The following is a 23859-nucleotide window of genomic DNA, read 5'->3' as shown; positions in this document are numbered from 1 at the left end:
ATGTTGTATAATCTTGCGTGGGAAGCTATCATATAAATGTATAAAACGTTTACTAATATAAGCGAAGGGAAGAATAGCATGTCACATTCAATCGAACAACTTTCTATCAACACGATTCGCACATTATCCATCGATGCGATTGAAAAAGCAAACTCTGGTCACCCAGGAATGCCAATGGGTGCAGCACCAATGGCTTATACATTATGGACTCAATTTATGAAACACAATCCAAATAACCCAACGTGGTTTAACCGTGATCGTTTCGTATTATCTGCAGGTCATGGTTCAATGTTATTATACAGCCTACTTCACCTATCTGGTTATGATGTAACAATGGATGACTTAAAGAACTTCCGTCAATGGGGAAGCAAAACTCCAGGACATCCTGAGTACGGTCATACAGCTGGTGTAGATGCAACGACTGGTCCACTTGGACAAGGTATTGCAACTGCTGTAGGTATGGCAATGGCTGAAAGACATTTAGCTGCTAAATATAACCGTGATGCGTATAATGTAGTAGATCATTATACATACGCTATTTGTGGTGATGGAGATTTAATGGAAGGCGTTTCTGCTGAAGCATCTTCATTAGCTGCTCATTTACAATTAGGTCGCCTTGTTGTGCTTTATGATTCAAACGATATTTCATTAGATGGCGATTTAAATCGTTCATTCTCTGAAAGTGTAGAAGATCGTTACAAAGCATACGGATGGCAAGTAATCCGTGTTGAGGATGGAAACGATATTGAAGCAATCGCGAAAGCAATTGAAGAAGCGAAAGCTGACGAAAAACGCCCAACGCTAATTGAAGTAAGAACGACAATTGGTTTCGGTTCTCCAAACAAATCAGGAAAATCAGCTTCACATGGTTCTCCACTTGGTGTAGAAGAAACAAAATTAACGAAAGAAGCATATGCTTGGACTGCTGAGCAAGATTTCCACGTAGCAGAAGAGGTATACGACAACTTCCGTAAAACAGTACAAGATGTTGGTGAAACTACGCAAGCAGAGTGGAACACTATGTTAGGTGAATATGCACAAGCATACCCAGAATTAGCAAACGAATTCCAAGCAGCAATGAACGGTCAACTTCCAGAAGGTTGGGAGCAAAACTTACCAACTTATGAATTAGGATCAAAAGCAGCAACTCGTAATTCTTCTGGTGCTGTAATTAATGCAATTGCAGAGTCTGTACCATCATTCTTCGGTGGATCTGCTGACCTTGCTGGTTCTAACAAAACATACATGAATAACGAAAAAGACTTTACAAGAGATGATTACAGCGGTAAAAACATTTGGTACGGTGTACGTGAGTTCGCAATGGGTGCAGCAATGAACGGTATTGCATTACATGGCGGTTTAAAAACTTACGGTGGTACGTTCTTCGTATTCTCTGATTACTTACGTCCAGCAATTCGCCTTGCGGCATTAATGCAATTGCCAGTAACGTATGTATTCACACATGACAGTATCGCTGTTGGTGAAGATGGTCCAACACATGAACCAGTCGAGCAATTAGCAGCGCTTCGTGCAATGCCGAACGTTTCTGTTATCCGTCCAGCTGATGGTAACGAATCTGTTGCAGCTTGGAGACTGGCTTTAGAATCTACAAACAAACCAACTGCTTTAGTATTAACTCGTCAAGACCTTCCAACATTAGAAGGTGCAAAAGATGATACGTATGAAAAAGTAGCAAAAGGTGCATATGTAGTTTCTGCAAGCAAGAAAGAAACGGCTGATGTTATCTTACTTGCAACTGGATCTGAAGTAAGCCTAGCTGTTGAAGCTCAAAAAGCATTAGCAGCAGACGGTGTTGACGCAGCTGTTGTCAGCATGCCATCTATGGATCGTTTTGAAGCTCAAACTGCAGAGTACAAAGAATCTGTATTACCAAAAGCAGTAACAAAACGTTTCGCAATCGAAATGGGTGCTACATTCGGATGGCACCGTTACGTAGGTCTTGAAGGAGATGTGTTAGGTATCGATACATTCGGTGCTTCTGCTCCTGGTGAGAAGATTATGGAAGAGTATGGATTTACTGTAGAGAACGTTGTTCGTAAAGTAAAAGAAATGCTTTAATGATTTCAGAAAAATCTCTCCGGCATGGAGAGATTTTTCTATGTAAATGAGTTTTTTCGACAGAAAAAGTTTTTTATCTCTCCGCAGTCAGACAATCATTGCAAATTTTCTTATATATAATGAAGAGAAAAGGTTGTCCAGATTGGGAGGGGAAAAATGAAAACGTATGAATTGTATTTAATTCAAGAGGATATTGCGAAATCTTATTTTGGTCGTGAATATTTGTTTTTTGATTTATTTGCTCGATTTTCAGAATCTGGGTCCCTTTCGGAGAAAAAAGTGTTATATAAACAAATGATGTATATAACAAAACCATTGCAAGTAATGAAAATTCATCATAAATTAGAACAAGCTTTGCGCGTTCTTGGTAAATATGATAGAACACATCATACACATACACTTTATACGGGAGCGGAGTACGGTGAAATAATGGTGAAACCGCACTATATTCGTATGAATACCTCTGGAAATGTCTCTATGGAAACGACTTTCTTTGAGGTGTTAAGAAAGTGTGAATTAACATTTTTAGCTATGGATTATGAAAATACAAAGTACGGATGGCTGAATCCTCTAAAACAAGTACGAACATATGTGTAAAAAATGTCGAATTGTATCTTGTCTTATTGAAAAGGTTTTAGTACACTGTAAGGTAGACAACATGAAGGAGGAAAATATATGCCAATTTGGTTAGGTATTCTAGTGGGCGTAGTAGCACTAGTAGCAGGCGTGGCGTTAGGATTTTTCATTGCCCGCAAATACATGATGAATTACTTACAAAAAAATCCACCAATTAACGAACAAATGTTAAAAATGATGATGATGCAAATGGGACAAAAACCTTCCCAAAAGAAAATCAATCAAATGATGAGCGCAATGAACAAGCAACAAATGAAATAAGCGCTAAAAGACACTCGCTAAGAGTGTCTTTCTTTTTGTTAGTTACAGTTTTTAAAACTTTTAAAAATTCTGTATTTTTGATAAACTGAAAACATCGCTCATTTTAAGGGAGGAGGAAAAAAATGAAAGTGTTTATGAATTTAGCGTGGTTTTTTAAACAAGAAAAACGAGCATACATAACCGGAATTATTTTATTATTTGGCGTTGCACTTTTAGAACTTGTAGCACCAAAAGTAATTGGAATCGTTGTAGATGAAATTAATGATGGAACATTGACGACCAATAAGTTACTAAATTGGGTTGTACTATTAGTAATTGTAGGTATTACGATGTACATATTACGTTACATATGGCGTATTATGATTTTCGGGTCTTCGTTAAAATTAGCTCGCCAATTACGAAAAAATTTATATGAACATTTTACAAAGATGAGTCCATCTTTCTATCAGTCAAATCGAACAGGTGATTTAATGGCACATGCGACCAATGATATTCAAGCGATCCAGCAAACTGCTGGAGCGGGTGTTTTAACGCTTGTTGATTCATTAGCTGTTGGGGGATGTGTACTCGTAGCGATGGGTTTTACAATTAGTTGGAAGTTAACATTGTTAAGTTTAATTCCGATGCCGATTGTAGCCATTTCGACAAATTATTATGGAACGTTATTACATAAAAGGTTTCATAAAGCACAGCAATCGTTTTCGGAAATTAATGATAAAGTGCAAGAGAGTATGAGTGGAATGAAAGTGATTCGATCGCTTGGACAAGAGAAAGAAGATTTGCAGGCGTTTCGAAAAAAATCAGAAGATGTTGTGCATAAAAATGTGTTAGTTGCACGTATTGATTCGTTATTTGATCCGACAATCGCTCTTATCGTTGGATTTTCTTTTTTAATTGCAGTATGTTACGGATCGGTATTAGTTGTAAGAGGTGAATTAACAGTAGGTGATCTCGTTACATTTACGACATATTTAGGTACCCTCGTTTGGCCAATGTTAGCGTTTGGATGGTTGTTCAATATTATGGAGCGTGGGCGTGCTTCATATGACCGTGTAGAAAAAATTCTTTCACAAAAATCAGATGTAGTAAATAGAGAAAATGCTGTACATACGATAGCGAGCGGTAATGTTTCGTTTGCCGTTGATTCATTTTCGTATAAGAAAAATGAACTGTTACATTTAAACGATATTCACTTTGATTTGAAGAAGGGCGAAACGCTAGGAGTTGTAGGACGTACAGGTGCAGGGAAAACGACTTTATTAAAATGTTTAATCCGTGAGTATGATCATTTTAATGGTGAATTAAAAGTTGGGGAGCGAGATATTCGAGATTTAACACTTCATGGTGTCCGTTCTGCTATTTCATATGTGCCACAAGATCATTTTTTATTTTCAGCAAGTATTGGTGAGAATATCGCCTTTGGAAAGGCGGATGCTACATATAATGAAATTACCCAAGCTGCAGATATTGCTTGTATTCATAATGATATCCTCCAATTTTCAGAAGGATATGAAACAGTAGTAGGGGAAAGAGGCGTTTCGTTATCTGGTGGTCAAAAACAGCGAATCTCTATTGCTCGTGCTTTATTAACAAATGCTGAAATTTTAATTTTGGATGATTGTTTATCAGCGGTAGATGCAAAAACAGAAGAGACAATTTTAAGTGCCTTAAAGAGGGAAAGAGCAGGGAAAACGACGATTATTACTGCACACCGATTAAGTGCAATTCAGCATGCCAATCTTATTCTTGTTGTTGATGAAGGTAGAATTGTACAAAGAGGTACACATGAGGAATTAATGAAGGAAAACGGCTGGTATAAAGAAATGTATGAAAGTCAGCAATTAGAAGCTTTAGTTGAGAAAGGAGGCGTATGATGGTAGAGAAGAAGCGAAGTGATTTAAGTAGATTGCTTTCTTATATGAAGCCATATAAAGGGTTGCTATCTTTAGCATTTATCTTTTTAGTTGGTGCGACAGTAACGGAAATGATGGGGCCTTTTTTAATTAAACAATTCCTCGATGAACACCTAGTACCGCAGGATTTTGAACGATCAGCACTCGTTACTTTATTTGTAATTTACATAGTTGCTCATTTATTAAAAGTATTATTTACGTATTTAAATCTATTGTACTTTCAGAACATTGCTTTTAAGATTGTTCAAGATATGCGAGTTGAAGTATATGAACATGTTCAAAAGCTATCATTAAGTTTCTTTGATCGTACGCCAATTGGTACGCTCGTATCTCGTATAACGAATGATACGGAAGCGATTAAAGATTTTTATGTCAGTGTATTATCAACATTTGTGAAAAATGTAGTCTTTTTAGTAGGTATTTTAATAGCGATGTTTTTATTAGATGTAAAATTAGCGTTATTTTCTCTCGTATTAATTCCGATAATGTTCGCGATTATGGTATTATATCGCCGGAAAAGTGCAGCTTTTTATTTAGAAGTACGTAATCAACTAAGCGTGTTAAATGCAAAATTGAACGAGTCCATACAAGGAATGAATATTGTTCAAGTGTTCAGACAAGAAAAACGTATGAGAAAAGAGTTTGAAGAAGTGAATAATAAACATTATAGTGCAGGGCGACGTACATTGAAGTTAGACGCATTACTTTTACGACCAGCTACGGATTTAGTACATATTGTAGCTATTGCTTTAGTACTAGGTTTATTTGGGATTGATGCTTTAAAGAGCCCTGTTGAAGTAGGAGTTTTATATGCTTTTGTTAACTATATACATCGTTTCTTCCAACCTGTAAATGAGATGATGATGAAATTGTCCTTTTTCCAACAGGCACTTGTTTCGTCATCACGTGTATTTCATTTAATGGACGAGAAAGATTTAGCACCGGTTCAAAAAGGCAATGAGAATCCTCAAGTTGTGGATGGAGATATTGAATTTAAAAATGTTACTTTTTCGTATGATGGAAAGCGTGACGTTTTAAAAAATGTATCATTTCACGTGAAACAAGGGCAAACGGTTGCTTTTGTTGGGCATACTGGTAGCGGAAAAAGTACGATTATGAATTTGTTAATGCGATTTTATAATCTTAAGTCAGGAAATATTGTAATAGACGGTGAAGATTTAGAAAAATTTGAAGAACGAGAAATTAGAAAGAAAATAGGACTCGTATTGCAAGATGCATTTTTATTTGCTGGAAATGTAAAGCAAAATATTCGTATGTATAATGAAGAAATTACGGATGAAGAAGTAAAAGAAGCTGCTCGATTTGTGCAAGCGAATACGTTTATTGAAAAGTTACCAGAGCAGTATGAAACAGAAGTAGTAGAAAGAGGTGCAGCATTTTCAAGCGGTCAACGACAATTAATTGCTTTTGCTAGAACGATAGCAACGAATCCGAAAGTATTAGTATTAGATGAAGCAACAGCTAATATCGATACAGAAACAGAAGAGGCTATTCAAACAGCGTTGCAACAAATGCGAAAAGGTAGAACGACGATAGCCATTGCGCATAGGTTATCTACAATTCAAGATGCAGATCAAATTTTTGTGATGCATGATGGAGAGATAGTAGAAAGAGGAACACATCAAGAATTACTAAGTGAGCAAGGTTTGTATTATAATATGTACTTGTTACAAAATAAAGGGAGTTTGCAAAAGGCCTTGTAAATACAAGGTCTTTTTTATTTTGTATACAAAATATATTTACTCTTTGTTTCTATAGCATAAATGTCGTGTCCTCTTATGAAACTTGTACATATTGTATGTATACGAAGTAAAAAAATTGATAGGAGATTTTATATGCAAAACAGATCGAGTTCAAATGTTACGTTTATTGATGTGTCTCATTGGGAAGGGAATATTGATTGGAATGCAGTGAAGGCATCTGGAATTCCAGCAGCGTATGCAAAAGCGACAGAAGGTGTAAATTACATTGATCCTACTTTTACTAAAAATGTACAAGCAGCCCGAAGTGCGAATGTATTAATTGGTGCATACCATTTTGCACGTCCAGAACAAAATGATGCAATTTCAGAGGCGAAATATTTTGTGAGTATATTACAAAGTAACCAGACAGACTTAATGCCAGTTCTGGATTTAGAATCACCAAAAGATCCGAGTAATAGTAATTTAACTGGTAGCGCTATATCGAATTGGGCAAGAAGCTTCATAAATTATGTGAAACAGGCTACTGGAAAAGATGTAATGTTATATACAGGAGTTTGGTATATTAATGAGTTCGGAATTAGCGGATTAAGTGATATTCCACTTTGGATTGCTAAATACTCGAGTACACCGCCTGCTGATGCTGGTGGATGGACAGCGTGGACAGCATGGCAGTACACAGATTCTGGACAAATTTCAGGTGTAGGAAATTGTGATGTATCAGCTGCAGTTTCACTAGAAGCTTTACAAGGGAATGGAGCAAGTGGTGGAGGGAATGTTTCTCCGCCTAATAATGCAACTCCAGTGTACGGGGTTGCTATAATTAATGGAGATAATGTGAATTTGAGAAGTGGACCATCTTTGCAGTCTAGTGTAATTCGCCAATTGAATCGTGGCGAAACATATGAAGTTTGGGGAGAACAAGATGGATGGCTTTGTTTAGGGACAAATCAGTGGGTATATAATGATCCGAGTTATATTCAGTATAAACATTATGTGGCGACTATTACTGGTGATAATGTAAATTTACGTGACGCTCCATCATTAAAAGGAAATGTTATAAGACAGTTACATCATGGTGAATCGTATCGAGTATGGAGTAAGCAAGATGGATGGCTTTGCTTAGGGACAAATCAATGGATATACTACGATCCAAGTTATATTCAGTATGGTGTACAATAGAGTGAAAATAAAAGGTGCCCCGTCAGAGGTGCCTTTTATCCCGCATTAACTGGCGGTAAGACCCCCCACCTCAAAATTCAGCGGAAGCAAAGAAGTTAGGGGGGATCAATTGCCAGTAAACGCCCGATTGGTTCAACTAATAATCAGTGGGGAAGGAACAAAACCCCCACTGATTAAAGTTTCACTTTATTAAAAATATACAACTTTTACAAAGTCTATATCGAAACCATAGTATACTATAGTAGATATATTTTAAAAAAATAATAGAAAATGAAATAAAGGGGTAAAAATATGAATTATGTGCTAATAGGTGCGGTTTTAATATTATTAGCTGTAGTATTTGTGCTGTTTTATAAAAATAAACAGTTAGAATCAGAGAGTCAGCAAGTAGAATTTGAAAAGAAACAAGCAATTGAAACGTATGAAAACGAAATTGCAGCTACGGTGATAGAGCATAAAGAACAACAAAATAATTTAAAAAATATGGAACAGAAAAAATACAATGATTTACAAGTAAGTGCAAATAGAGAAATTGAAAATATGCGTATGATGAAAAATCAATTAGCTATGCAACATAGTAAAGAACGTAGTGAAATACAAAATAAACATAATAACGAAATACATATGTTTCAAAAATTAATTGCAAATTTACGAGAATATACTAAAAACGGCGCTGAAATGAATACGTACGAAACATTACATTATATGAAGCGAGGATTCATAGAGCAAGGCATCATATTAGATGCTGAAATTGAAATCATGCCGAATGTTTTTATTAAAAATAATAGTGAAATAAACGATAATCGAATCCATCATCTCATCTTGTGCAAAACTGGTATTTATCTACTTGAGACGAAAGAATGGGAAGAGAAATTAATTCATGGTTTAACGAAAGAAAATGCTGGTATATATTCATTTATGATTGATGAAATGGGTAAGTATCAACAAGAAGTTGAAAAAGAAGAGACATTTGAATATATAGTAGGTAAAGATTCGTCAACTATGCAAGTGAAAAATGAAGGAAATCCAGTATATAAGGCGAAGAAACTATCTCAAATTTTATACAATTGTTTGAAAGAAATGCAGGCTAATAGTATAAAAGAAAAGGTAAAACCAGTTGTATATTTTTATAATGAAAATGGAAAAGAAATAATAGATCTTTCTAGTGAGGAAACACCTAGATTAAAAGATCGGGAGCAAATTGTAACGTTCTTCAGAAATGAAATCTTAGCAGGGAAAGTAGTATATACAGTGCAAGAATTAGAACAGATTCGAGAAATGATTAGCCGGATGAATTATATAGTGAGTTAAAAGGGGAGATCTTTCTGAACGCTATGCTACGTGGCATTTTGTATGTATATTTTTGTTTGTATATAGTAATGTACATTGTATTTATATTCGTCATTGATATGGTCCATATACCCTTAAGTGTAAGGAGCATTTTTGTAGTATTCATACCATTTGTTTTATTAGTCATGATTCAAAGGGCTATTTTATATGTTTCTAAAAATCGTAATGAAGAAAAGAAGCAAATGTTGGGGGTTTTAATAGTAGCACTCATACCATTAATAGTGTGCACTGTACAACTAAGTGTAAATGAATATACATCAAAGTTTAATCAAAATAGATGGTTAAATCATGCAGATAAGCGGGTACATATGGTAGATGATCTATTACAAAAATATAAATTAATAGGGAAATCAAATGAAGAAATTATCCAATTGTTAGGAGCTCCAACGGAAACGAGAAGTGGGGAAGAAGGAGTTACCACTTTGTATTATCTTGGGACTGAACGTGGCTTTATTCCAATAGATAGCGAACAGCTTGTTTTCCAATTTGATAGAGATGGAAAAGTCATGGAATATACGGTGCATAAAGATTAAAGAAACGTAGAGGGAAGCTATATGTTATAGCTTCTTTTTTATTTTTCAATATGTCACGGAAGGGGGAGAAGGTTTTTGAGTGGAATAAGGAATGAAAGCGGAGGTGATGCATATATATAGATGCATTGGGTGATTATTAGTCCGATTGGTGAGGGGTAATAATTAATAAGTACGGACAAAAACCCCACTCATTAAAGTTTCACTTTATCATATTGTATAAATGAAAAGGAGGTAAGACGGTGAAAGCAATCCCGACTGATGTCCTGAGTAAAGAATTGATGGAAAGAGAAGGAGTTATCTCTATTACAGTAAAGGAATTTGAAAAGATAGAAGTAGCTGGAGTGGTGGTCGCTGGTCCAGCAGTTATTTTGATTAATCAAGATTAAGTACATATCATTGAAATAAAAAGCATCCATCTAGGATGCTTTTTATTTGTATGTAAGCATAAATATGATGGATAATTGTGTTACTGGAGGGAAAGTCTGTGGCAATAATTATAACAATGTTAGTAATGGGTATTTTATTAGGATTTGTTGGAGCTGGAGGAGCTGGGTTTATTATCGCGATACTCACTTTAGTATTCCAAATTCCTATTCATGTTGCTCTTGCAACATCTTTAACTGCAATGGCATTTACGACATTATCAGGTGTTGTAAGTCATTACCGTGAAGGCAATGTTGCACTTATTATAGGCGGGATTGTTGGGGGATTTGGCGCAATTGGCTCTTATATTGGTTCTAAATTTGGTTCACTTATACCAGCACATCTTCTTCATTGGTTTACAGCTGGGATGTTATTTTTATCGGCAATTTTTATGTTTATTAAATTAATTATGTTCCAAAACAAAGAAAAGTCGTCTTTATATAAACATAAAGAGTTTTCCGTGAACTACTTGTTGAAATGTGTATGCCTTGGATTAGTTACTGGAATGATGGCTGGTTCATTTGGGATTGGTTCTGCACCGTTTATTCAACTTGGATTAATGGTTCTATTGGGACTTACGATTCAGCAATCTGTAGGGACAACAATGCTTGTTATATTACCGATTGCAATTGGAGGCGGGATAGGATATAGTTCGGAAGGATATTTAGATTATATATTGTTATTGCAAGTATTGATTGGGACCATGTTAGGGGCATACATTGGCGCGAAGTTTACAAATTATGCACCGCGAACGCTTTTGAGGTTTTCGATGATTATGACACCGGTTTTAGCTGGGTGTATGCTATTGATGGAATAAAGTGAAATTATAATCAGTAGGGGGTTACTGCTTACAAATAGCGGGATAAAATTAATATAGCAAACTATTAATATATTTTACGAATGAATTATATAGGTAATTCATATTTCCCATATAAAAGGATTTGTTTTAATATTATGAGTGTAAAGTTCGAGTATTCGAAGTACTACTTGAATTATATCCCTATCCCTTTTCTAAAAATGCGAACAAGTTTTGCCCTATTCTATTCAATAGTTAATTGCATAGAAATATATTGTTCGATGACCATTATGGAACGTACATAATGGGAAAATCCCGATCCTTAAAGAGGATGCCCCTAATCTTCATGTGAAAATATGATCGGATATGAAAGCTGCCCAATTTATGGTCAGCTTTCTTTTTGTTCGAAAATTATTTCTTCTTTAATTTCTGTTTGCAATAATACAGTTTTTCCGAAGCGACGTTTGCATTCCGCGCGCACTTTTTCAAGGGCTAGTAGCTGAGTAGTGGCGGGAACTGTGACAATAGCTTGGCGAGGTTTTCGATTTTCTTCACAAAAGACACATTCCACAACATAATTAGAAATCATATTTTCATCCTTCCATTTTTAATTTCTAAGAAGGGATTGTCTATGAAGTTGATGTAACTTTTCGTCATTGTTTTATTATTTTCCTCTTTTTTTCAAGGGGAAAATAATAAAGAAGGCGAATTTTAGTAGGGGAGGGATGTTTATGGAGAGATGGATAGGTAGTGCAGCGGTATGTGTAAATGAAAAAAATGAAGTTTTAATGGTACTGCAGGGAAAAGAGGGAGAAGAAAAAAGGTGGTCTGTCCCAAGTGGAGGACTTGAAAAGGGAGAGACACTAGAAGAATGTTGTATCAGGGAAGTTTGGGAAGAAACAGGTTACAATGTGGAAGTTGTAAATAAAATATATGAAAAAGAGGGTATTACATACGGTGTTCCAGTGTATGTCCATTATTATTTTGTTAAACAAATAGGCGGTAATATGAAAATCCAAGATCCTGATGAGTTAATACATGAAATTGCTTGGAAAGGGATACATGAAGTTGAACAATTGTGTTTAGCTTTTCCAGAGGATTATGAATTGCTGTACCAATATATAAATAAAGAAGCAAGTATGTAAATACTTGCTTCTTTAATGTATCCAAGACAAGAAAAGCGGAACGATAACTAAACTAGCGCCTGCTGTTAAAAGCATGGATAAACTTGCAATTGTTCCTTCCACAGGACCGATTTCGAATGCTTTTGATGTACCGGTTCCATTTGCGCTCGTTCCTAACATAATACCTTTTGCGATTGCTGTTTTAATACGGCAAATACGTATGAGAGAAGGACCGAGCAATGCTCCTGTTAAGGCAGTTAAAACGACAAATACAGCAGTTAATTGTGACATACCACCAATCATTTCTGAAATAGCCATTGCGATTGGTGTTGTTACGATATGTGGCGCTAAACTATGTTCTAGTGATGAATCAATTTGAAAATAATTTGCTAGTAGTGCTGAAGTAATGACTGATAAAAACGAACCGACAATGACATTAAGTAAGATAGCCATTCCATGTTTCTTTAATAAATCAAAGTATTTATAGATTGGCCATGCAAAAGCAACTGTTGCGGGTTTTAATAATTCAGTTAACCAGTGACCACCAGATTCATATGTTTCATAAGGTGTATCTAATCCGAGCAATAAAGCAATTAAAATAATGGGACAGACGAGAAGAGGAGAAAGTAGACTCCAATTCCATCGTTGATACATTTTTTTTGATAGCCAATATGTGAATAGTGTTAATAGTAAACAAAGAAATCCGATCATTGCGTTGATCCTTTCCGCTTTAGTAGCAATTCTGTTAAAAGTCCTGTAACTAAGGTAACGCAAAGAGTGCTAATCATAATAATTAAAATGAGATCGATTCCATATTGTGTTAGTGTATCTCTGTAACGTATGACAGCGACTGCAGAAGGGATGAAAAATAAAATAAGTTCTTTTAATAAAAAATCTGCTCCGTCCTGTATCCATTCTTTTTTAACTAGGTTAAATTTTAATGAAATTAATAATAAAAAAATACCGATTATACTTCCTGGAACTGGGAGGTGTGCCTGTTTTGCAATCCATTCACCTGTCCAAGCGAAACAAAATAGTAATAAAATTTGTCCGCTTAACTTCCACCATTTCATACAGTAACCACCTCTTTCTTTTTTTACATAAAAATTGTAAAAAAGAATTAACAATTTCTACTATACGTTCATTCAAAATATTTGTCTAATATATAAATTATATGTTATTAATATATTAGACATATTAATCGAAAGTGAAAAGGGTGTCCAAAAATGGAATTACGGCATTTGCAATATTTTGTTGTTGTGGCAGAAGAGTTACACTTTGGACGGGCGGCTGCTCGTTTACAAATGACACAACCACCACTTAGTCAACAAATACAGCAATTAGAAAAAGAAATGGGAGTTACATTATTTTCAAGAACGAAAAGAAAGGTTGAACTAACAGAAGCAGGAGAAATGTTTTTAAAAGAAGTAAAAAAGGCGTTTGAACAAATTGAAAAAGCAGTAGAAGTTGCACAAAGTGCGCAAAGGGGAGAAGTAGGATCACTTTCAATTGGTTTTGTAGGTGCGGCGATATATGATATTTTACCATCAATTGTTAGGGAATATAGAAAAAAATTTCCGAGAGTGTCTGTTGCATTACATGAATTGTCAACACCAGATCAAGTTCATGCACTTCATGATAACCGTATCGATATTGGCTTTTTACGTCCACCAATTCCAACACAATTATTAGAATTAGAGCCAATTCAAAGGTTATCTTGCACCTTATGTTTACCAAAGGCACATCCACTTGCAGAGAAAGATGAAATACATATAGAAGATTTACGAGATGAGCCGTTTGTATTTATTACGAGACCAGTATGGCCAGCTTTGTATGATACAATTTTATCTCTTTGCAGAGAAGTTGGATTTAGTCCGCGTATTGTACAAGAAGCAACAGAGTATCAAACAGTTATGGGGCTTGTAGCAGCAGGGATTGGAATTACAGTAATACCCGTGTCGGCAAATAAGTTATATAAAACAGAAGTTGTATATAAAGAGTTATATGATTCTAATTTTGTTGCAGAAATGTCAGTGGCTTACAAAAAAATGAATAGTAATCCAGAGCTGCTAGAGTTTTTAAAAATTGCAAGAGAGAAGAAAAGAATAGAAGTAGAAGATGAGCAATAGTAGTAACAGAATATGGATTTAATTCAAATCCATAAAAGTACACCTTATTAAACAATAAAGCGGAAATGCAACTTAAGTTGCATTTCCGCTTTATTGTTCTTTTTTTAGCTCGATACTAAATAGATAAACGTGTTCATTTTCTTTTAAGAGTAGATCAATACCTGTTTCTTCATCAATGGTAGGAACGCTTACAGTTTTTTTACTGCTTTGGATTACAGCAGCTAAAGTTGTTTTTTGATTGTATTTTAAATTTTTTATAGATTGGATTGTAGTAGTTGCAGAGCTATTTACGCTTGGTGGCGCTTCTTCAGGAACAAGTGTTGAACCACCTTCAATATTCAGATACCACTGCCTTTTTTCTTGTATATCTTTATCGAATTGGAAATGTGGCGGTAAAAAAGAAAGCTTTACTTTCTTTTTTGAAAAATGTGAGGTAGCTATATTAGCAATTTCTTTTGTTTTTTTACCATTGTTATAATAATCAATTGTAGCATTTATTTCATCTTTATCATTTTTAAGAGTAACGTTATAAAATATGCTATTTCCTTCTTGAAAAGGAGTCATTTGTAAAATAGAAGCTTGCTCTTTTGTTAATTTGTATGGCTCAACAATGGCAACTTCATTGTTTTTTATTTGGCTACAACTTGTGAGTAATAATAAACACAAGATTGATAGTAATTTTATACGCATGCAATCTCCTCCTTTTTACAATTATATTCTAAATGTGATTTTTTATCATTTCGTTTTATAGGACTAAAGACTTAGAAGAAATTCCGATTGTAGTGCGATGTTTAAAATGTCATATTTTTATACACTAGTAGTATAGAATGCGTATGTAATAAGGTAGGGGAAGAATTTTATGTCTTTATGTCGGTTAGCGAGAAAAAATATTAGAACATTTGCTACCAAAAGGATGAAGCAATTTATGTGGATTGCTATGAGTACTATGATTTTGTTTTTTATGATATCGTTACAATTTAATGAAGGAGCTATTTTGAAAGTAGGGGATGCATTTGTATTTCAAATGTATTTTTACACACTGTTTATTGTACTAATTTTCATATGTATTTTTACTACATATAAAATGATGTACTCCCTTTTGCTAGTGAGGAGAGAGGAGTTTACATCTTATGTAGCAGAAAATATAAAAAGAAAAGAAGTACTATGTTTATTATGTCAGGAGCAATTATTCATTTATGGAGCAGCATTTGTTTTCGGATTAATTAATGGGATGCTATTTTTGAAATTATTCACGGTTATCTTTATGAAAATCGCAGGGATACAAGGAGTAAATAGTGCGCCAATTACAATATATGCAGTTGTAATTATTAGTATAATTATGATGACTGTCGTTTTAATAACGATGATGCAATGTTATCGATTTGTTCGAAGTTTAAAAGATGAAAATTCGTTGCGATTAAAAGAAAGGGCATGAGAAATCATGCTTTTTTCTATTTTACACATAAAAATAATCATGTTACAGTGAAAAGACCTGACAAAGAATGGGAAGGAAAGGTTGTATAGAATGACAAATGAACAATCAATTGTAAAAGTCGATCGGTTAACGAAGCGAATCGGCTCAAAGACACTTGTACAAAATATTAGTTTTGAAGTGAAAAAAGGCGAGGTTGTCGGTTTACTCGGACCAAACGGTGCTGGAAAAACGACTTTAATGAGAATGATGGTTGGTATGATCCGTATGACAGAAGGTGAAGTATGGATTGATGGTCAATCTGTGAAACAGCAATTTGAAAAAACCGCTGCGAAAATTGGGGCGGTAATTGAGACACCCGAATTTTATCCTTTTTTGAGCGGGTATGAAAATTTAACATATTTCGGACGAATGAATGGTAATGTGACCGAAGAACGTATCGATGAAGTAGTGAAATTGTTAGGAATGGGACAAGTAATTAATCGTAAAGTAAAAGCATATTCACTCGGCATGAGACAACGTTTAGGAATCGCTCAGGCGCTTATTCACGATCCGGATGTGTTGGTACTAGATGAACCGACGAATGGATTAGACCCTAGTGGAATACATGAAATGAGAATGTACATAAAAAAAATTGCACACGAACAAGGAAAAGCTGTACTTGTATCGAGTCACTTACTTTCAGAAGTTGAATTAATGTGTGACAGAGTTATCATTATTCAGCACGGGGAATATGTGGCTACGCAAAATATTCAGCATAGTCAAAGTGAAGAGATGGAGACGATCCGTATACGTGTAGATGATGCGAATAAAGCAGCGGAAATGTTAGGGCATGATGTTTTATTAAAGGATAATGAATTAATTATTAACGTAAAAGATGAAGAAATCCCAAATGTTATTCGTACATTGCTTGAGAAAAATATTCAAGTGTATCGTGTATATGAAGAAAGAAAAACGTTAGAAGAGCAATTTTTAGAATTAACAGGGGGAAAAGATATTGTTTAATTTAGTATATAACGAACTGTATAAAATATTTAAGCGGAAGCGAACGATTATTCCATTTGCGGTTATTGCAGTATTAATAATCGGATTAGGGTGGGTTACGGTAAAGTATTTTGAACCGGAAACAAAAGGATGGAAAGTAGATTATACAGAACGTACTGTAGAAATTGAGAAAAAGCTTGGCATGAAAAAAGAAGCTATTTTAGCAGAAAAATCAGGGGATGAGCTTGTAAAAGAATACCAGCTTAAGATGAAGCATTTAGATACGGATACAGCACCGGCAAGCAGTTCTCCACTTTCTTTCATGAGAGATACAGGTTTTATCGTATTTCCAATTTTGCTCCCATTTATCCTCGTGTATGCAAGTACAATTTTTGCGAATGAATATAGCTGGGGAACATATAAATTTTTAACAATCCGTCCGGCGAGTCGATTTAAAATTTTAACAGCAAAGTTTTTAGCAATTGTTATATTTGCAGCTTTATTGTTTATATTTAATATGATTTTCTCCGCTTTATGTGGACTTGTTATTTATAAATTCCAACAGCCTGCATGGAGTGAGTTTATTTTCCAAGATGGAAATATAATAAAACAAAATATTTTTGTGGAAGCAAGTAAATATTATGTTTTATCGTGGTTACCAACGGTTGTGTATGCATCGTTTGCATTTATGATTTCTGTGTTAACGAGATCTAGTGGAGGTGCAATTGGTATTTCACTATTCCTTGCTTTATCAGGCAATATTGCGTTATTAGCAGCCACTAGATATAACTGGGCGAAATATTTATTGCCAGCAAACACAGATTTATATAGTATTTCAAAGAATGGAAGTTTTATTGATGGAGTAACATTCCCGTTTGCATCATGTATGTTACTGCTTTATTTGTTCGTATTTTTATGTATTTCATATACTGTGTTTTTAAAACGTGATTTAACTTAATAAGAAAAGCCGTTCAGGGTGCTGAGATGCACTTTGAACGGCTTTTTTTATGAGAATTGTTTAAGTGCTCTTTCGGCTAGTAAAGCAAAGTATTCTGCACTTATAGGCAGTGCCTCTTCATTAATTGTAAAAGCAGGATGATGCCATTCATGTGTACCGCTCGTTCCCATAAAGACGAATGAACCTGGTATTTCCTGTTGGTAAAATGAGAAATCTTCTCCAGCCATTGACGGACTAGGCGAGATGATATTAAGATTCATCTTTGTGGCAACTTGAGTAGATAAGTCTGTAAGAGCTTTATCGTTGTGAACAGCAGGAGGACCTGAATAAAAACGGAATTTCGTTTTTACACCTAATGCATCAGATACACCTTTAATAATACGCTCCATGAGTGCTGGAATCTTTTCACGTGTTTCAGCTTGGAACGTGCGAATCGTTCCTTCTAACGTAGCTTTTTCAGGAATCACGTTCCACGTATTTCCTGCATGAATATTTGTAACACTAACAACCGCATTATGAGATGAACTTATATTTCGGCTTACAATTGTTTGCAGTGCCATCACAATTTGAGAGGATGCGACAATAGGATCTACGCCAGCATCTGGTACAGCCGCGTGTGTACCAACTCCGTGAATTTCAATTTCAAATCGATCAACTCCAGCCATCAGTGGACCATCTTTAATGCCAATTGTACCTACTGGTAAATCAGGTTTATTATGCATGCCGAAAATCGCTTGCACATTACGTAAATGTCCAGCATCAATAACTTTGCAAGCGCCATTACTACTTTCTTCAGCTGGTTGGAATATGAAGCGAACCGTTCCATTTAGGGAAGATTCTCTTTCTTTTAATAAGAAAGCAGTACCTAAAATAGCAGCTGTATGAAAATCGTGTCCACAAGCATGCATTTTCCCTCGTACTTTAGATGCATAGGACAAATGTGTTTCTTCTTGAATAGGAAGGGCATCAATATCAGCACGAACTGCTACAATTGGTCCGTTTTTATTACCAGACACTTCAGCGATAATTCCTGTTTCTAAATTGGAATCAATGATAGTAATATTTTTTTCTTCTAACCAATTTTTTATTGCTTTTGTTGTTTCGAACTCTTCATATGATAGTTCTGGATACTCATGTAAATGTCGACGGATGGAAATAAGTTTTTCTTTTAGTTGATTTGAAATAGATACCATGTAGTATGCCTTCTTTCTTCAGCAAAATAGTTATCATAAGTATACAACAATAAAAGAGAGGATTCTCAAATGAAAATCCTCTCTCGTTTATCCCATAAAAGCCCGATTGGTTCAACTAATTAAAGTTTCACTTTATGCTGCGACTTTTTTATGCGTAGGATGTTTACGATAACGTCCACGCATTGCGTATGCAATTTGCGGGATTGCAATCCCAATTAATATAAGTGATACACCGAACCATTGTGAAGATAGTACAGCCTCTTTTAAAACGAATACGGACATAATTGTTGTAACTGGTAGTTCCGCTGCACCAAGAATAGTCGCTAAGCCAGAACCGATTTTTGGAATCCCGATTGTAAAGGCAATAGATGGAATGACGATACTAAATGTTCCTAATCCTAAACCGTATTTCCAAAGACCTTGAGAAATGGCACCATTAAAAATAAATGTTGGTGGGAATACAATCATGACTAAAGTTAAAGCACCAGTCATTAAGAGAACACCGCGCGGTAATGAAGGTACTTCAACAGCAACTTTTCCGCTCACGAAAATGTATGTTGCGAATGTAACAGCAGATAATAAACCTAAAATGATTCCAGTCGTATCGAAAGCACCTGCTGATTGTTCTAGTAAACCACTTGATAAAAATGTCCCTACAAGTAAGAAAATAACAGAAATAACTTTTTCTCTTGAAGGTAATGTTTTTGTTGCGACTGCTTCAATGATAATTCCGACCCAAACGAATTGGAATAAAAGAATAATTGCAATAGAAGCTGGTACAGTTTTTAATGAGGCATAATAAAAAATTCCGGTAAAACTTGCAGATGTTCCTGCAACGAATAAAAGTAATGCTTGCTTTAAAGGAACGCGATGTCTAGAAAATAGAAGTGTAATAGCAAGCAAAATAATCCAACCGAACAAATATTGGCTGCCAATTACCTCTCCGAGTGAAAATCCTTCTGCATATGCAAGCTTAACAAAAATAGCTAAAATTCCATAACTACACGCTCCTAATAAAACTAAAAGAGAATAACGAAGCATGAAAAATTCCTCCCATCTATATGAAGTTGTTCCGTATCGAAAATATATAACTAGAGGGAAGTATACAAAATTAGAAATAAAGGGTCAAATGAAAGAAAAGTATGACATTTTATAGAATAATAATAAAAGTATGATATTTATGCATAATCTTGAAATTATTAATAGTAGAAGTATTATAAAATCAACTTTGCATTGTATAGAGACAGCATTTGAAAAAAATATTTTTTAAACAAATATGTAAATAGACGTACTAGTAGCGTGCTAATTATTTGAGAAACTATGTTACCTTTGTTATGTTAATAACAATTAAAGGAGTTTCATAATGCATTTGAGTTTTTTCTATATAATAGAAGGAAATGAAAACGTTTTATTAGAAACTGTGAGGAAATATGTTTTTTCTTATTGCCACGTTGTAAAAGTGATTTCACGAATTGTTCATAGTATTTTTATGTGTTTTTGTTACAATATTTAGGGAGAGGAGTGGAATGATGCAAGATATTAGTATTTTTTTAGCGTTTGGCGCCGGGTTCTTATCATTTATTTCCCCATGTTGCTTACCGCTTTATCCGGCATTTTTATCGTACATAACAGGTATGTCGGTTTCTGAATTGAAAGAAGAAAATGCAATGCTTCGCAAAAGAAGTATGATACATACAGCGTTTTTCTTACTTGGATTTTCAATTATATTTATTGCAATTGGATTTGGTACAAGTTTTATTGGAGGAATCTTTACTGACTATAAAGATTTAATCAGACAGTTAGGTGGTATCTTTATCATCGTGTTCGGTTTAATTATTGTCGGGGTGTTTAAGCCGAAATTTTTAATGCAAGACCGTAAATTTACATTTAAAAATCGTCCAAGTGGCTATTTTGGATCAGTACTAATTGGATTAGCCTTTGCAGCAGGGTGGACGCCATGTACCGGACCAATTCTAGTGTCCGTAATTGGATTAGCAGCAACAAACCCAGAATCAGCAATGATTTACATGATTGCTTACATACTTGGATTTGCTATCCCGTTTTTCGTACTGTCATTTTTTATTACGAAAATGTCTTGGATTAAAAGAAATAGTATGGCCTTCATGAAAGTCGGAGGATACATTATGATTGTTATGGGTGTCTTCCTATACTTTAACTGGATGACGAAAATTATCGTATATTTCTCAAGTTTATTTGGTGGTTTTACCGGTTTTTAGTATTATTCTGCGAAAATGTTGGAAATACTAACGGAAAAGCATATAATGAAAGTATATTTTGCATATAGCCACAAAAAAGGATGAGAAAATATGAACATAGTTGTTTTATCCAGTATCGTTGCTGTTTGTATGGCTGTCGGTGCGATGTTTATTCGTTTAAAAGCAGCTAAGAAACCTGCAACATTGAAAAAAATTATACTTCCGCCATTTTTTATGAGTACGGGCGCATTGATGTATGTTTTTCCTGAATTTCGATTAACTCCAGCAGAAATGTTAGAAGCAATTGGTGTCGGTTTGATTTTCTCTATTTTTCTTATTAAAACATCTAAGTTTGAAATTAGAGGACAAGAGATTTATTTGAAGCGTTCAAAAGCCTTTGTTTTTATATTAATTGGATTACTTGTCGTGCGGATTGTATTTAAAACATACTTAAGCCAATCTCTTGATTTAGGACAACTTAGTGGCATGTTCTTCTTACTTGCGTTTGCGATGATTGTGTCATGGAGAATTGCAATGTATCGTTCCTTTACGAAATTACAGAAGGAAATGGAAAAAGAAGATGGTTTTTATAATGAAAAAGATATGAAGCTAACTTAAAAACTGTATATGTACTAAATAAAAAGACAGCGTTAAAGGCGCTGTCTTTTTTATCGAAAATAATATGGAGTTACTTTGCGAGTAAAGATTTATAGTTAGAATAATCAATCTTTTTTTCTTGTAGTTTTTTAATTAAAAATTTATGATCACGCTTTGGTGTGGCAATGATATATCCTTTAATAATTAAGTCTTGTGTAATTCGAGAGGCATTTTCTTGTAATGCAAGTTCCCCGATTTTTCCAGCGATCTTTGATTTTGCAACATCGCGAAATAGTTCTGGAACAGGGCTTACAAGCTCTTCTAACAATTGTTTTTGTTCGTCAGCCCATAAATGTCTCGTTTTATTTATGTAGTGTTCTTCCCAATCCAAAATGGACATGCCGTCTTCTTTTGGTAATCGTTTTAAAAATTTTCTGAACATAAAGTATCCACCGATAGACATAAGCCCTAATAAAATAACCGTCCATAATACAATGAACCAACTGAACCATCCTTCGAGCAAGCATATCCCCCCTTAATGATAGCGGTTTTCTTTTATTCATATTATATACAGTGAGATTCATAGAAAGCAAGAACGCTTGGTCATTTTGACCAAGCGTTATAGTTTAAACGAAGTATAGTTGTTCAACACATAAATTATTATTATCGTCTTCAACATACTCAATAATAAGTGTGCCAACTTTACGATCTTTATCTTCAGTTGTGAAAATAGAGTAAGAAGTAAAACGTGTTTTTGATAGGCCGCTTATATGTGTAGGTAAAGAAATGTAGTCGTTATCGCGGAAGAATTCCATCAGTTCAATATCCTCAAATTCTTTTCGGTCAACTTGTTTGTTTGTATAGCGGCGTTGAAGTTGTTTTAAAGACTCATTCCAAGAAATTGCTTTTGTGTCGTATACCATTGTTCTATCTCCTTACTGTATGTAATCATTAAGAACATACGTTCTAATCTAGTATACTCTTTTTATTCGAAAAGGGAAAGCAAAAAATAATGTAAGCTTGGATTTCCAAGCTTACATTATTGATGCGTCCGTCATAATCTCTATTTTTTATTATAAGTTAGATAGGAATAAGAAACAAGATGATATATATAATGTTGAGAGTTTTAAAAATTCTGTATATTATAGGTGTACTAAAGTGTAAGGGAATGAGAGGTATGGTATACGTAATTTCACTGCAAGGGCCGATGGCTAGCGGAAAAACAACATTGGCTAAAAGGTTAGAGAGATGTGGGCTTTCGGTTATATATGAAAATCCTTATCCAATTGTAGAAAAGCGAAAGCGATTAAATTTGGATATGAATTCAAAAGAAGGGTTTATCATAAATCAAAAAATGTTTATTGAAGCAAAAATTAAGGAGTTTCAAAATGTGAAAGGTTCAGTCGTAATTTTTGATCGCGGACCAGAAGACATTGAGTTTTTTACACTCTTTTATCCAACGATTATAGGGGAAGAGTGGGATATAGAAGCTGAATTGAAAGGTGAATTATATAAATTAAGAGAATGTCGTTCAGATGCCATTTTTTATTTAGATGTGACGAAAAAGAATGTATATGATAGAAAAAATAACGATAGGACAAGAAAACGAAGTACATTTGAGGAGCAATTTAAATTAGTAGAAACGGAAAAAGATTGGTATAAACAATTTCCTGTAACTTATTTGGATACGAATAGATTAACAGTGGACGATCTAGAGGTATATTTTATGTACTGGTTAAAGGAGAGAGGGCTATGAAAAAAATACTTTTATTTGTATACCCAACATTTGCAGAGTTTGAAATAACAGTAGCAACGGCATTGCTGAAAACGAAGTATGAAATCATAACAGCGGGCTTAACAAAAGAATTGATTATAAGTGAAACTGGGTTGCAAGTGCAGCCGCATATAGAAGTAAGTGAAGTATGTGTAGATGAGTATGAGGGGATACTTATTCCAGGTGGAGAAGAAGTACAGTTGGAAGATGCAAAATCTCTTTTTTCAATCATTCGTCAATTTCATGAACAAGAAAAATTAGTGGCGGCAATTTGCGCTGGACCGTATGCGCTAGCAAAAGCGGGCTTATTTAAGGGGATTTCTTATACTGCGACTATAGATTATCAAAAGTTCGATTGTTTTCCAATAGAAAATTTCGTGTATAAAGAAGTTGTGCAACACTCAAATATCATTACAGCACAAGGGCATGCATTTGTACCATTCGGAATAGCAATTGCCTCTTATTTTGGAGTGGCAGACGAACATAATACAGATTTTTATGGTGGTAAAGGCAATGTAGTAATGGAGAAACTTTTACGAGAAAACGTGTAAAAGCTAG

Annotated in this window: 28 protein-coding genes; 20 read left to right on the top strand and 8 right to left on the bottom strand. The window is 34.6% G+C overall.

Annotated elements, in window-relative coordinates; translation table 11 throughout:
- Window positions 1-78 precede the first annotated feature (78 nt).
- The 10 genes from tkt to ACO6VI_RS21795 all read left to right on the top strand — a co-directional run bounded on the left by tkt (window position 79) and on the right by ACO6VI_RS21795 (window position 10915).
- Window positions 79-2079, top strand: a complete 2001-nt coding sequence (gene tkt, locus ACO6VI_RS21840) for a transketolase (RefSeq protein WP_016512442.1) — start codon at window positions 79-81, stop codon at window positions 2077-2079.
- A gap of 156 nt (window positions 2080-2235) precedes the next feature.
- The gene (sirA, locus tag ACO6VI_RS21835) at window positions 2236-2676 is read left to right on the top strand and encodes a sporulation inhibitor of replication protein SirA (RefSeq protein WP_000860652.1); all 441 of its coding nucleotides are present in this window, start codon (window positions 2236-2238) and stop codon (window positions 2674-2676) included.
- A 78-nt stretch (window positions 2677-2754) separates the two neighbouring features.
- Window positions 2755-2976, top strand: coding sequence for a YneF family protein (locus ACO6VI_RS21830; protein WP_001123317.1), 222 nt, complete (start codon window positions 2755-2757; stop codon window positions 2974-2976).
- 122 nt (window positions 2977-3098) lie between these two features.
- Window positions 3099-4850, top strand: coding sequence for an ABC transporter ATP-binding protein (locus ACO6VI_RS21825; RefSeq protein WP_023522787.1), 1752 nt, complete (start codon window positions 3099-3101; stop codon window positions 4848-4850).
- A complete protein-coding gene (locus ACO6VI_RS21820) occupies window positions 4850-6613 on the top strand; it encodes an ABC transporter ATP-binding protein (protein ID WP_063548387.1) in 1764 nt (587 codons plus the stop codon). The genes ACO6VI_RS21825 and ACO6VI_RS21820 overlap by 1 nt, the downstream gene beginning before the upstream one ends.
- 132 nt (window positions 6614-6745) lie before the next feature.
- Complete coding sequence (locus ACO6VI_RS21815) at window positions 6746-7792, top strand: GH25 family lysozyme (protein ID WP_001181402.1); 1047 nt, start codon at window positions 6746-6748, stop codon at window positions 7790-7792.
- Between the two features lie 291 nt (window positions 7793-8083).
- On the top strand, window positions 8084-9103 hold the full coding sequence (locus ACO6VI_RS21810; RefSeq protein WP_063548385.1) for an NERD domain-containing protein: 1020 nt from the start codon (window positions 8084-8086) through the stop codon (window positions 9101-9103).
- A gap of 23 nt (window positions 9104-9126) precedes the next feature.
- Entirely contained in the window at window positions 9127-9675 is a 549-nt protein-coding gene (locus ACO6VI_RS21805) for a hypothetical protein (RefSeq protein ID WP_065484986.1), read from the top strand.
- Between the two features lie 239 nt (window positions 9676-9914).
- The gene (locus ACO6VI_RS21800) at window positions 9915-10061 is read left to right on the top strand and encodes a BC1881 family protein (protein ID WP_000644411.1); all 147 of its coding nucleotides are present in this window, start codon (window positions 9915-9917) and stop codon (window positions 10059-10061) included.
- Window positions 10062-10159: 98 nt separating this feature from the next.
- On the top strand, window positions 10160-10915 hold the full coding sequence (locus ACO6VI_RS21795) for a sulfite exporter TauE/SafE family protein (RefSeq protein WP_000974667.1): 756 nt from the start codon (window positions 10160-10162) through the stop codon (window positions 10913-10915).
- A 367-nt stretch (window positions 10916-11282) separates the two neighbouring features.
- On the opposite strand, the gene ACO6VI_RS21790 is transcribed toward ACO6VI_RS21795, so the two are convergent.
- Entirely contained in the window at window positions 11283-11483 is a 201-nt protein-coding gene (locus ACO6VI_RS21790) for a DUF3903 domain-containing protein (RefSeq protein WP_000625226.1), read from the bottom strand.
- A gap of 142 nt (window positions 11484-11625) precedes the next feature.
- On the opposite strand from ACO6VI_RS21790, the gene ACO6VI_RS21785 reads away from it, so the two are divergent.
- A complete protein-coding gene (locus tag ACO6VI_RS21785) occupies window positions 11626-12039 on the top strand; it encodes an NUDIX hydrolase (RefSeq protein ID WP_053563807.1) in 414 nt (137 codons plus the stop codon).
- 12 nt (window positions 12040-12051) lie between these two features.
- On the opposite strand, the gene ACO6VI_RS21780 is transcribed toward ACO6VI_RS21785, so the two are convergent.
- On the bottom strand, window positions 12052-12729 hold the full coding sequence (locus ACO6VI_RS21780; RefSeq protein ID WP_000578965.1) for an LrgB family protein: 678 nt from the start codon (window positions 12727-12729) through the stop codon (window positions 12052-12054).
- Window positions 12726-13091, bottom strand: coding sequence for a CidA/LrgA family holin-like protein (locus tag ACO6VI_RS21775; RefSeq protein WP_000872365.1), 366 nt, complete (start codon window positions 13089-13091; stop codon window positions 12726-12728). The genes ACO6VI_RS21780 and ACO6VI_RS21775 overlap by 4 nt, the downstream gene beginning before the upstream one ends.
- Before the next feature lie 153 nt (window positions 13092-13244).
- On the opposite strand from ACO6VI_RS21775, the gene alsR reads away from it, so the two are divergent.
- Complete coding sequence (gene alsR / locus ACO6VI_RS21770) at window positions 13245-14147, top strand: acetoin biosynthesis transcriptional regulator AlsR (protein ID WP_000423235.1); 903 nt, start codon at window positions 13245-13247, stop codon at window positions 14145-14147.
- A 90-nt stretch (window positions 14148-14237) separates the two neighbouring features.
- Here the strand turns inward: alsR and ACO6VI_RS21765 are convergent, their stop codons facing one another.
- Complete coding sequence (locus ACO6VI_RS21765) at window positions 14238-14837, bottom strand: hypothetical protein (protein WP_063548381.1); 600 nt, start codon at window positions 14835-14837, stop codon at window positions 14238-14240.
- 169 nt (window positions 14838-15006) lie between these two features.
- Here ACO6VI_RS21765 and ACO6VI_RS21760 point away from each other — a divergent pair, with 169 nt between their 5' ends.
- The 3 genes from ACO6VI_RS21760 to ACO6VI_RS21750 all read left to right on the top strand — a co-directional run bounded on the left by ACO6VI_RS21760 (window position 15007) and on the right by ACO6VI_RS21750 (window position 17521).
- On the top strand, window positions 15007-15582 hold the full coding sequence (locus ACO6VI_RS21760) for a hypothetical protein (protein ID WP_000050626.1): 576 nt from the start codon (window positions 15007-15009) through the stop codon (window positions 15580-15582).
- A gap of 90 nt (window positions 15583-15672) precedes the next feature.
- Window positions 15673-16584 carry an ABC transporter ATP-binding protein gene (locus ACO6VI_RS21755; protein ID WP_063548379.1) on the top strand — a complete coding sequence of 304 codons (912 nt, stop codon included), beginning with the start codon at window positions 15673-15675 and terminating at the stop codon, window positions 16582-16584.
- Window positions 16577-17521 (top strand): ABC transporter permease, encoded by a 945-nt coding sequence (locus ACO6VI_RS21750; protein ID WP_000482759.1) that lies wholly within the window; start codon window positions 16577-16579, stop codon window positions 17519-17521. The genes ACO6VI_RS21755 and ACO6VI_RS21750 overlap by 8 nt, the downstream gene beginning before the upstream one ends.
- A gap of 47 nt (window positions 17522-17568) precedes the next feature.
- On the opposite strand, the gene ACO6VI_RS21745 is transcribed toward ACO6VI_RS21750, so the two are convergent.
- Window positions 17569-18714 (bottom strand): M20 peptidase aminoacylase family protein, encoded by a 1146-nt coding sequence (locus ACO6VI_RS21745; RefSeq protein WP_000253676.1) that lies wholly within the window; start codon window positions 18712-18714, stop codon window positions 17569-17571.
- Window positions 18715-18846: 132 nt separating this feature from the next.
- Window positions 18847-19755, bottom strand: coding sequence for an EamA family transporter (locus tag ACO6VI_RS21740; protein WP_000947044.1), 909 nt, complete (start codon window positions 19753-19755; stop codon window positions 18847-18849).
- A gap of 322 nt (window positions 19756-20077) precedes the next feature.
- On the opposite strand from ACO6VI_RS21740, the gene ACO6VI_RS21735 reads away from it, so the two are divergent.
- The 3 genes from ACO6VI_RS21735 to ACO6VI_RS21725 all read left to right on the top strand — a co-directional run bounded on the left by ACO6VI_RS21735 (window position 20078) and on the right by ACO6VI_RS21725 (window position 21548).
- Window positions 20078-20227: a hypothetical protein gene (locus ACO6VI_RS21735; protein ID WP_002152557.1), complete on the top strand. Its 150-nt coding sequence runs from the start codon at window positions 20078-20080 to the stop codon at window positions 20225-20227.
- A gap of 16 nt (window positions 20228-20243) precedes the next feature.
- Window positions 20244-20951, top strand: coding sequence for a cytochrome c-type biogenesis protein CcdA (gene ccdA / locus ACO6VI_RS21730; protein WP_001152676.1), 708 nt, complete (start codon window positions 20244-20246; stop codon window positions 20949-20951).
- A 90-nt stretch (window positions 20952-21041) separates the two neighbouring features.
- Window positions 21042-21548, top strand: coding sequence for a CcdC family protein (locus tag ACO6VI_RS21725; protein ID WP_001028640.1), 507 nt, complete (start codon window positions 21042-21044; stop codon window positions 21546-21548).
- Window positions 21549-21618: 70 nt separating this feature from the next.
- Here the strand turns inward: ACO6VI_RS21725 and ACO6VI_RS21720 are convergent, their stop codons facing one another.
- Both ACO6VI_RS21720 and ACO6VI_RS21715 read right to left on the bottom strand, forming a co-directional pair.
- Complete coding sequence (locus ACO6VI_RS21720; RefSeq protein WP_063548377.1) at window positions 21619-22050, bottom strand: DUF2621 domain-containing protein; 432 nt, start codon at window positions 22048-22050, stop codon at window positions 21619-21621.
- Between the two features lie 103 nt (window positions 22051-22153).
- Window positions 22154-22450, bottom strand: coding sequence for a hypothetical protein (locus ACO6VI_RS21715; RefSeq protein WP_000262400.1), 297 nt, complete (start codon window positions 22448-22450; stop codon window positions 22154-22156).
- A gap of 245 nt (window positions 22451-22695) precedes the next feature.
- On the opposite strand from ACO6VI_RS21715, the gene ACO6VI_RS21710 reads away from it, so the two are divergent.
- Together ACO6VI_RS21710 and ACO6VI_RS21705 are read left to right on the top strand one after the other, a co-directional pair.
- Entirely contained in the window at window positions 22696-23283 is a 588-nt protein-coding gene (locus ACO6VI_RS21710) for an AAA family ATPase (protein WP_140157222.1), read from the top strand.
- On the top strand, window positions 23280-23852 hold the full coding sequence (locus ACO6VI_RS21705) for a DJ-1/PfpI family protein (RefSeq protein ID WP_016512444.1): 573 nt from the start codon (window positions 23280-23282) through the stop codon (window positions 23850-23852). Before ACO6VI_RS21710 ends, ACO6VI_RS21705 begins: the two co-directional genes overlap by 4 nt.
- Window positions 23853-23859 lie beyond the last annotated feature (7 nt).

It is taken from the genome of Bacillus sp. PSXD-155, from assembly GCF_049310765.1.
GTDB lineage: Bacteria > Bacillota > Bacilli > Bacillales > Bacillaceae_G > Bacillus_A > Bacillus_A cereus.
This window is presented reverse-complemented; position numbering and strand designations above follow the sequence as displayed.

Coding starts and splice junctions, on each gene's coding strand:
- ACO6VI_RS21825 (WP_023522787.1), top strand. CDS start 3,099: ATGAAAGTGTTTATGAATTTAGCGTGGTTTTTTAAACAAGAAAAACGA.
- ACO6VI_RS21830 (WP_001123317.1), top strand. CDS start 2,755: ATGCCAATTTGGTTAGGTATTCTAGTGGGCGTAGTAGCACTAGTAGCA.
- ACO6VI_RS21820 (WP_063548387.1), top strand. CDS start 4,850: ATGGTAGAGAAGAAGCGAAGTGATTTAAGTAGATTGCTTTCTTATATG.
- ACO6VI_RS21775 (WP_000872365.1), bottom strand. CDS start 13,091: ATGAAATGGTGGAAGTTAAGCGGACAAATTTTATTACTATTTTGTTTC.
- ACO6VI_RS21735 (WP_002152557.1), top strand. CDS start 20,078: ATGCATTTGAGTTTTTTCTATATAATAGAAGGAAATGAAAACGTTTTA.
- ACO6VI_RS21765 (WP_063548381.1), bottom strand. CDS start 14,837: ATGCGTATAAAATTACTATCAATCTTGTGTTTATTATTACTCACAAGT.
- ACO6VI_RS21705 (WP_016512444.1), top strand. CDS start 23,280: ATGAAAAAAATACTTTTATTTGTATACCCAACATTTGCAGAGTTTGAA.
- ACO6VI_RS21805 (WP_065484986.1), top strand. CDS start 9,127: ATGCTACGTGGCATTTTGTATGTATATTTTTGTTTGTATATAGTAATG.
- ACO6VI_RS21810 (WP_063548385.1), top strand. CDS start 8,084: ATGAATTATGTGCTAATAGGTGCGGTTTTAATATTATTAGCTGTAGTA.
- ACO6VI_RS21780 (WP_000578965.1), bottom strand. CDS start 12,729: ATGATCGGATTTCTTTGTTTACTATTAACACTATTCACATATTGGCTA.
- sirA (WP_000860652.1), top strand. CDS start 2,236: ATGAAAACGTATGAATTGTATTTAATTCAAGAGGATATTGCGAAATCT.
- ACO6VI_RS21815 (WP_001181402.1), top strand. CDS start 6,746: ATGCAAAACAGATCGAGTTCAAATGTTACGTTTATTGATGTGTCTCAT.
- ACO6VI_RS21755 (WP_063548379.1), top strand. CDS start 15,673: ATGACAAATGAACAATCAATTGTAAAAGTCGATCGGTTAACGAAGCGA.
- tkt (WP_016512442.1), top strand. CDS start 79: ATGTCACATTCAATCGAACAACTTTCTATCAACACGATTCGCACATTA.
- ACO6VI_RS21710 (WP_140157222.1), top strand. CDS start 22,696: ATGAGAGGTATGGTATACGTAATTTCACTGCAAGGGCCGATGGCTAGC.
- ACO6VI_RS21745 (WP_000253676.1), bottom strand. CDS start 18,714: ATGGTATCTATTTCAAATCAACTAAAAGAAAAACTTATTTCCATCCGT.
- ACO6VI_RS21740 (WP_000947044.1), bottom strand. CDS start 19,755: ATGCTTCGTTATTCTCTTTTAGTTTTATTAGGAGCGTGTAGTTATGGA.
- ACO6VI_RS21715 (WP_000262400.1), bottom strand. CDS start 22,450: ATGGTATACGACACAAAAGCAATTTCTTGGAATGAGTCTTTAAAACAA.
- alsR (WP_000423235.1), top strand. CDS start 13,245: ATGGAATTACGGCATTTGCAATATTTTGTTGTTGTGGCAGAAGAGTTA.
- ACO6VI_RS21790 (WP_000625226.1), bottom strand. CDS start 11,483: ATGATTTCTAATTATGTTGTGGAATGTGTCTTTTGTGAAGAAAATCGA.
- ACO6VI_RS21760 (WP_000050626.1), top strand. CDS start 15,007: ATGTCTTTATGTCGGTTAGCGAGAAAAAATATTAGAACATTTGCTACC.
- ACO6VI_RS21725 (WP_001028640.1), top strand. CDS start 21,042: ATGAACATAGTTGTTTTATCCAGTATCGTTGCTGTTTGTATGGCTGTC.
- ACO6VI_RS21785 (WP_053563807.1), top strand. CDS start 11,626: ATGGAGAGATGGATAGGTAGTGCAGCGGTATGTGTAAATGAAAAAAAT.
- ccdA (WP_001152676.1), top strand. CDS start 20,244: ATGCAAGATATTAGTATTTTTTTAGCGTTTGGCGCCGGGTTCTTATCA.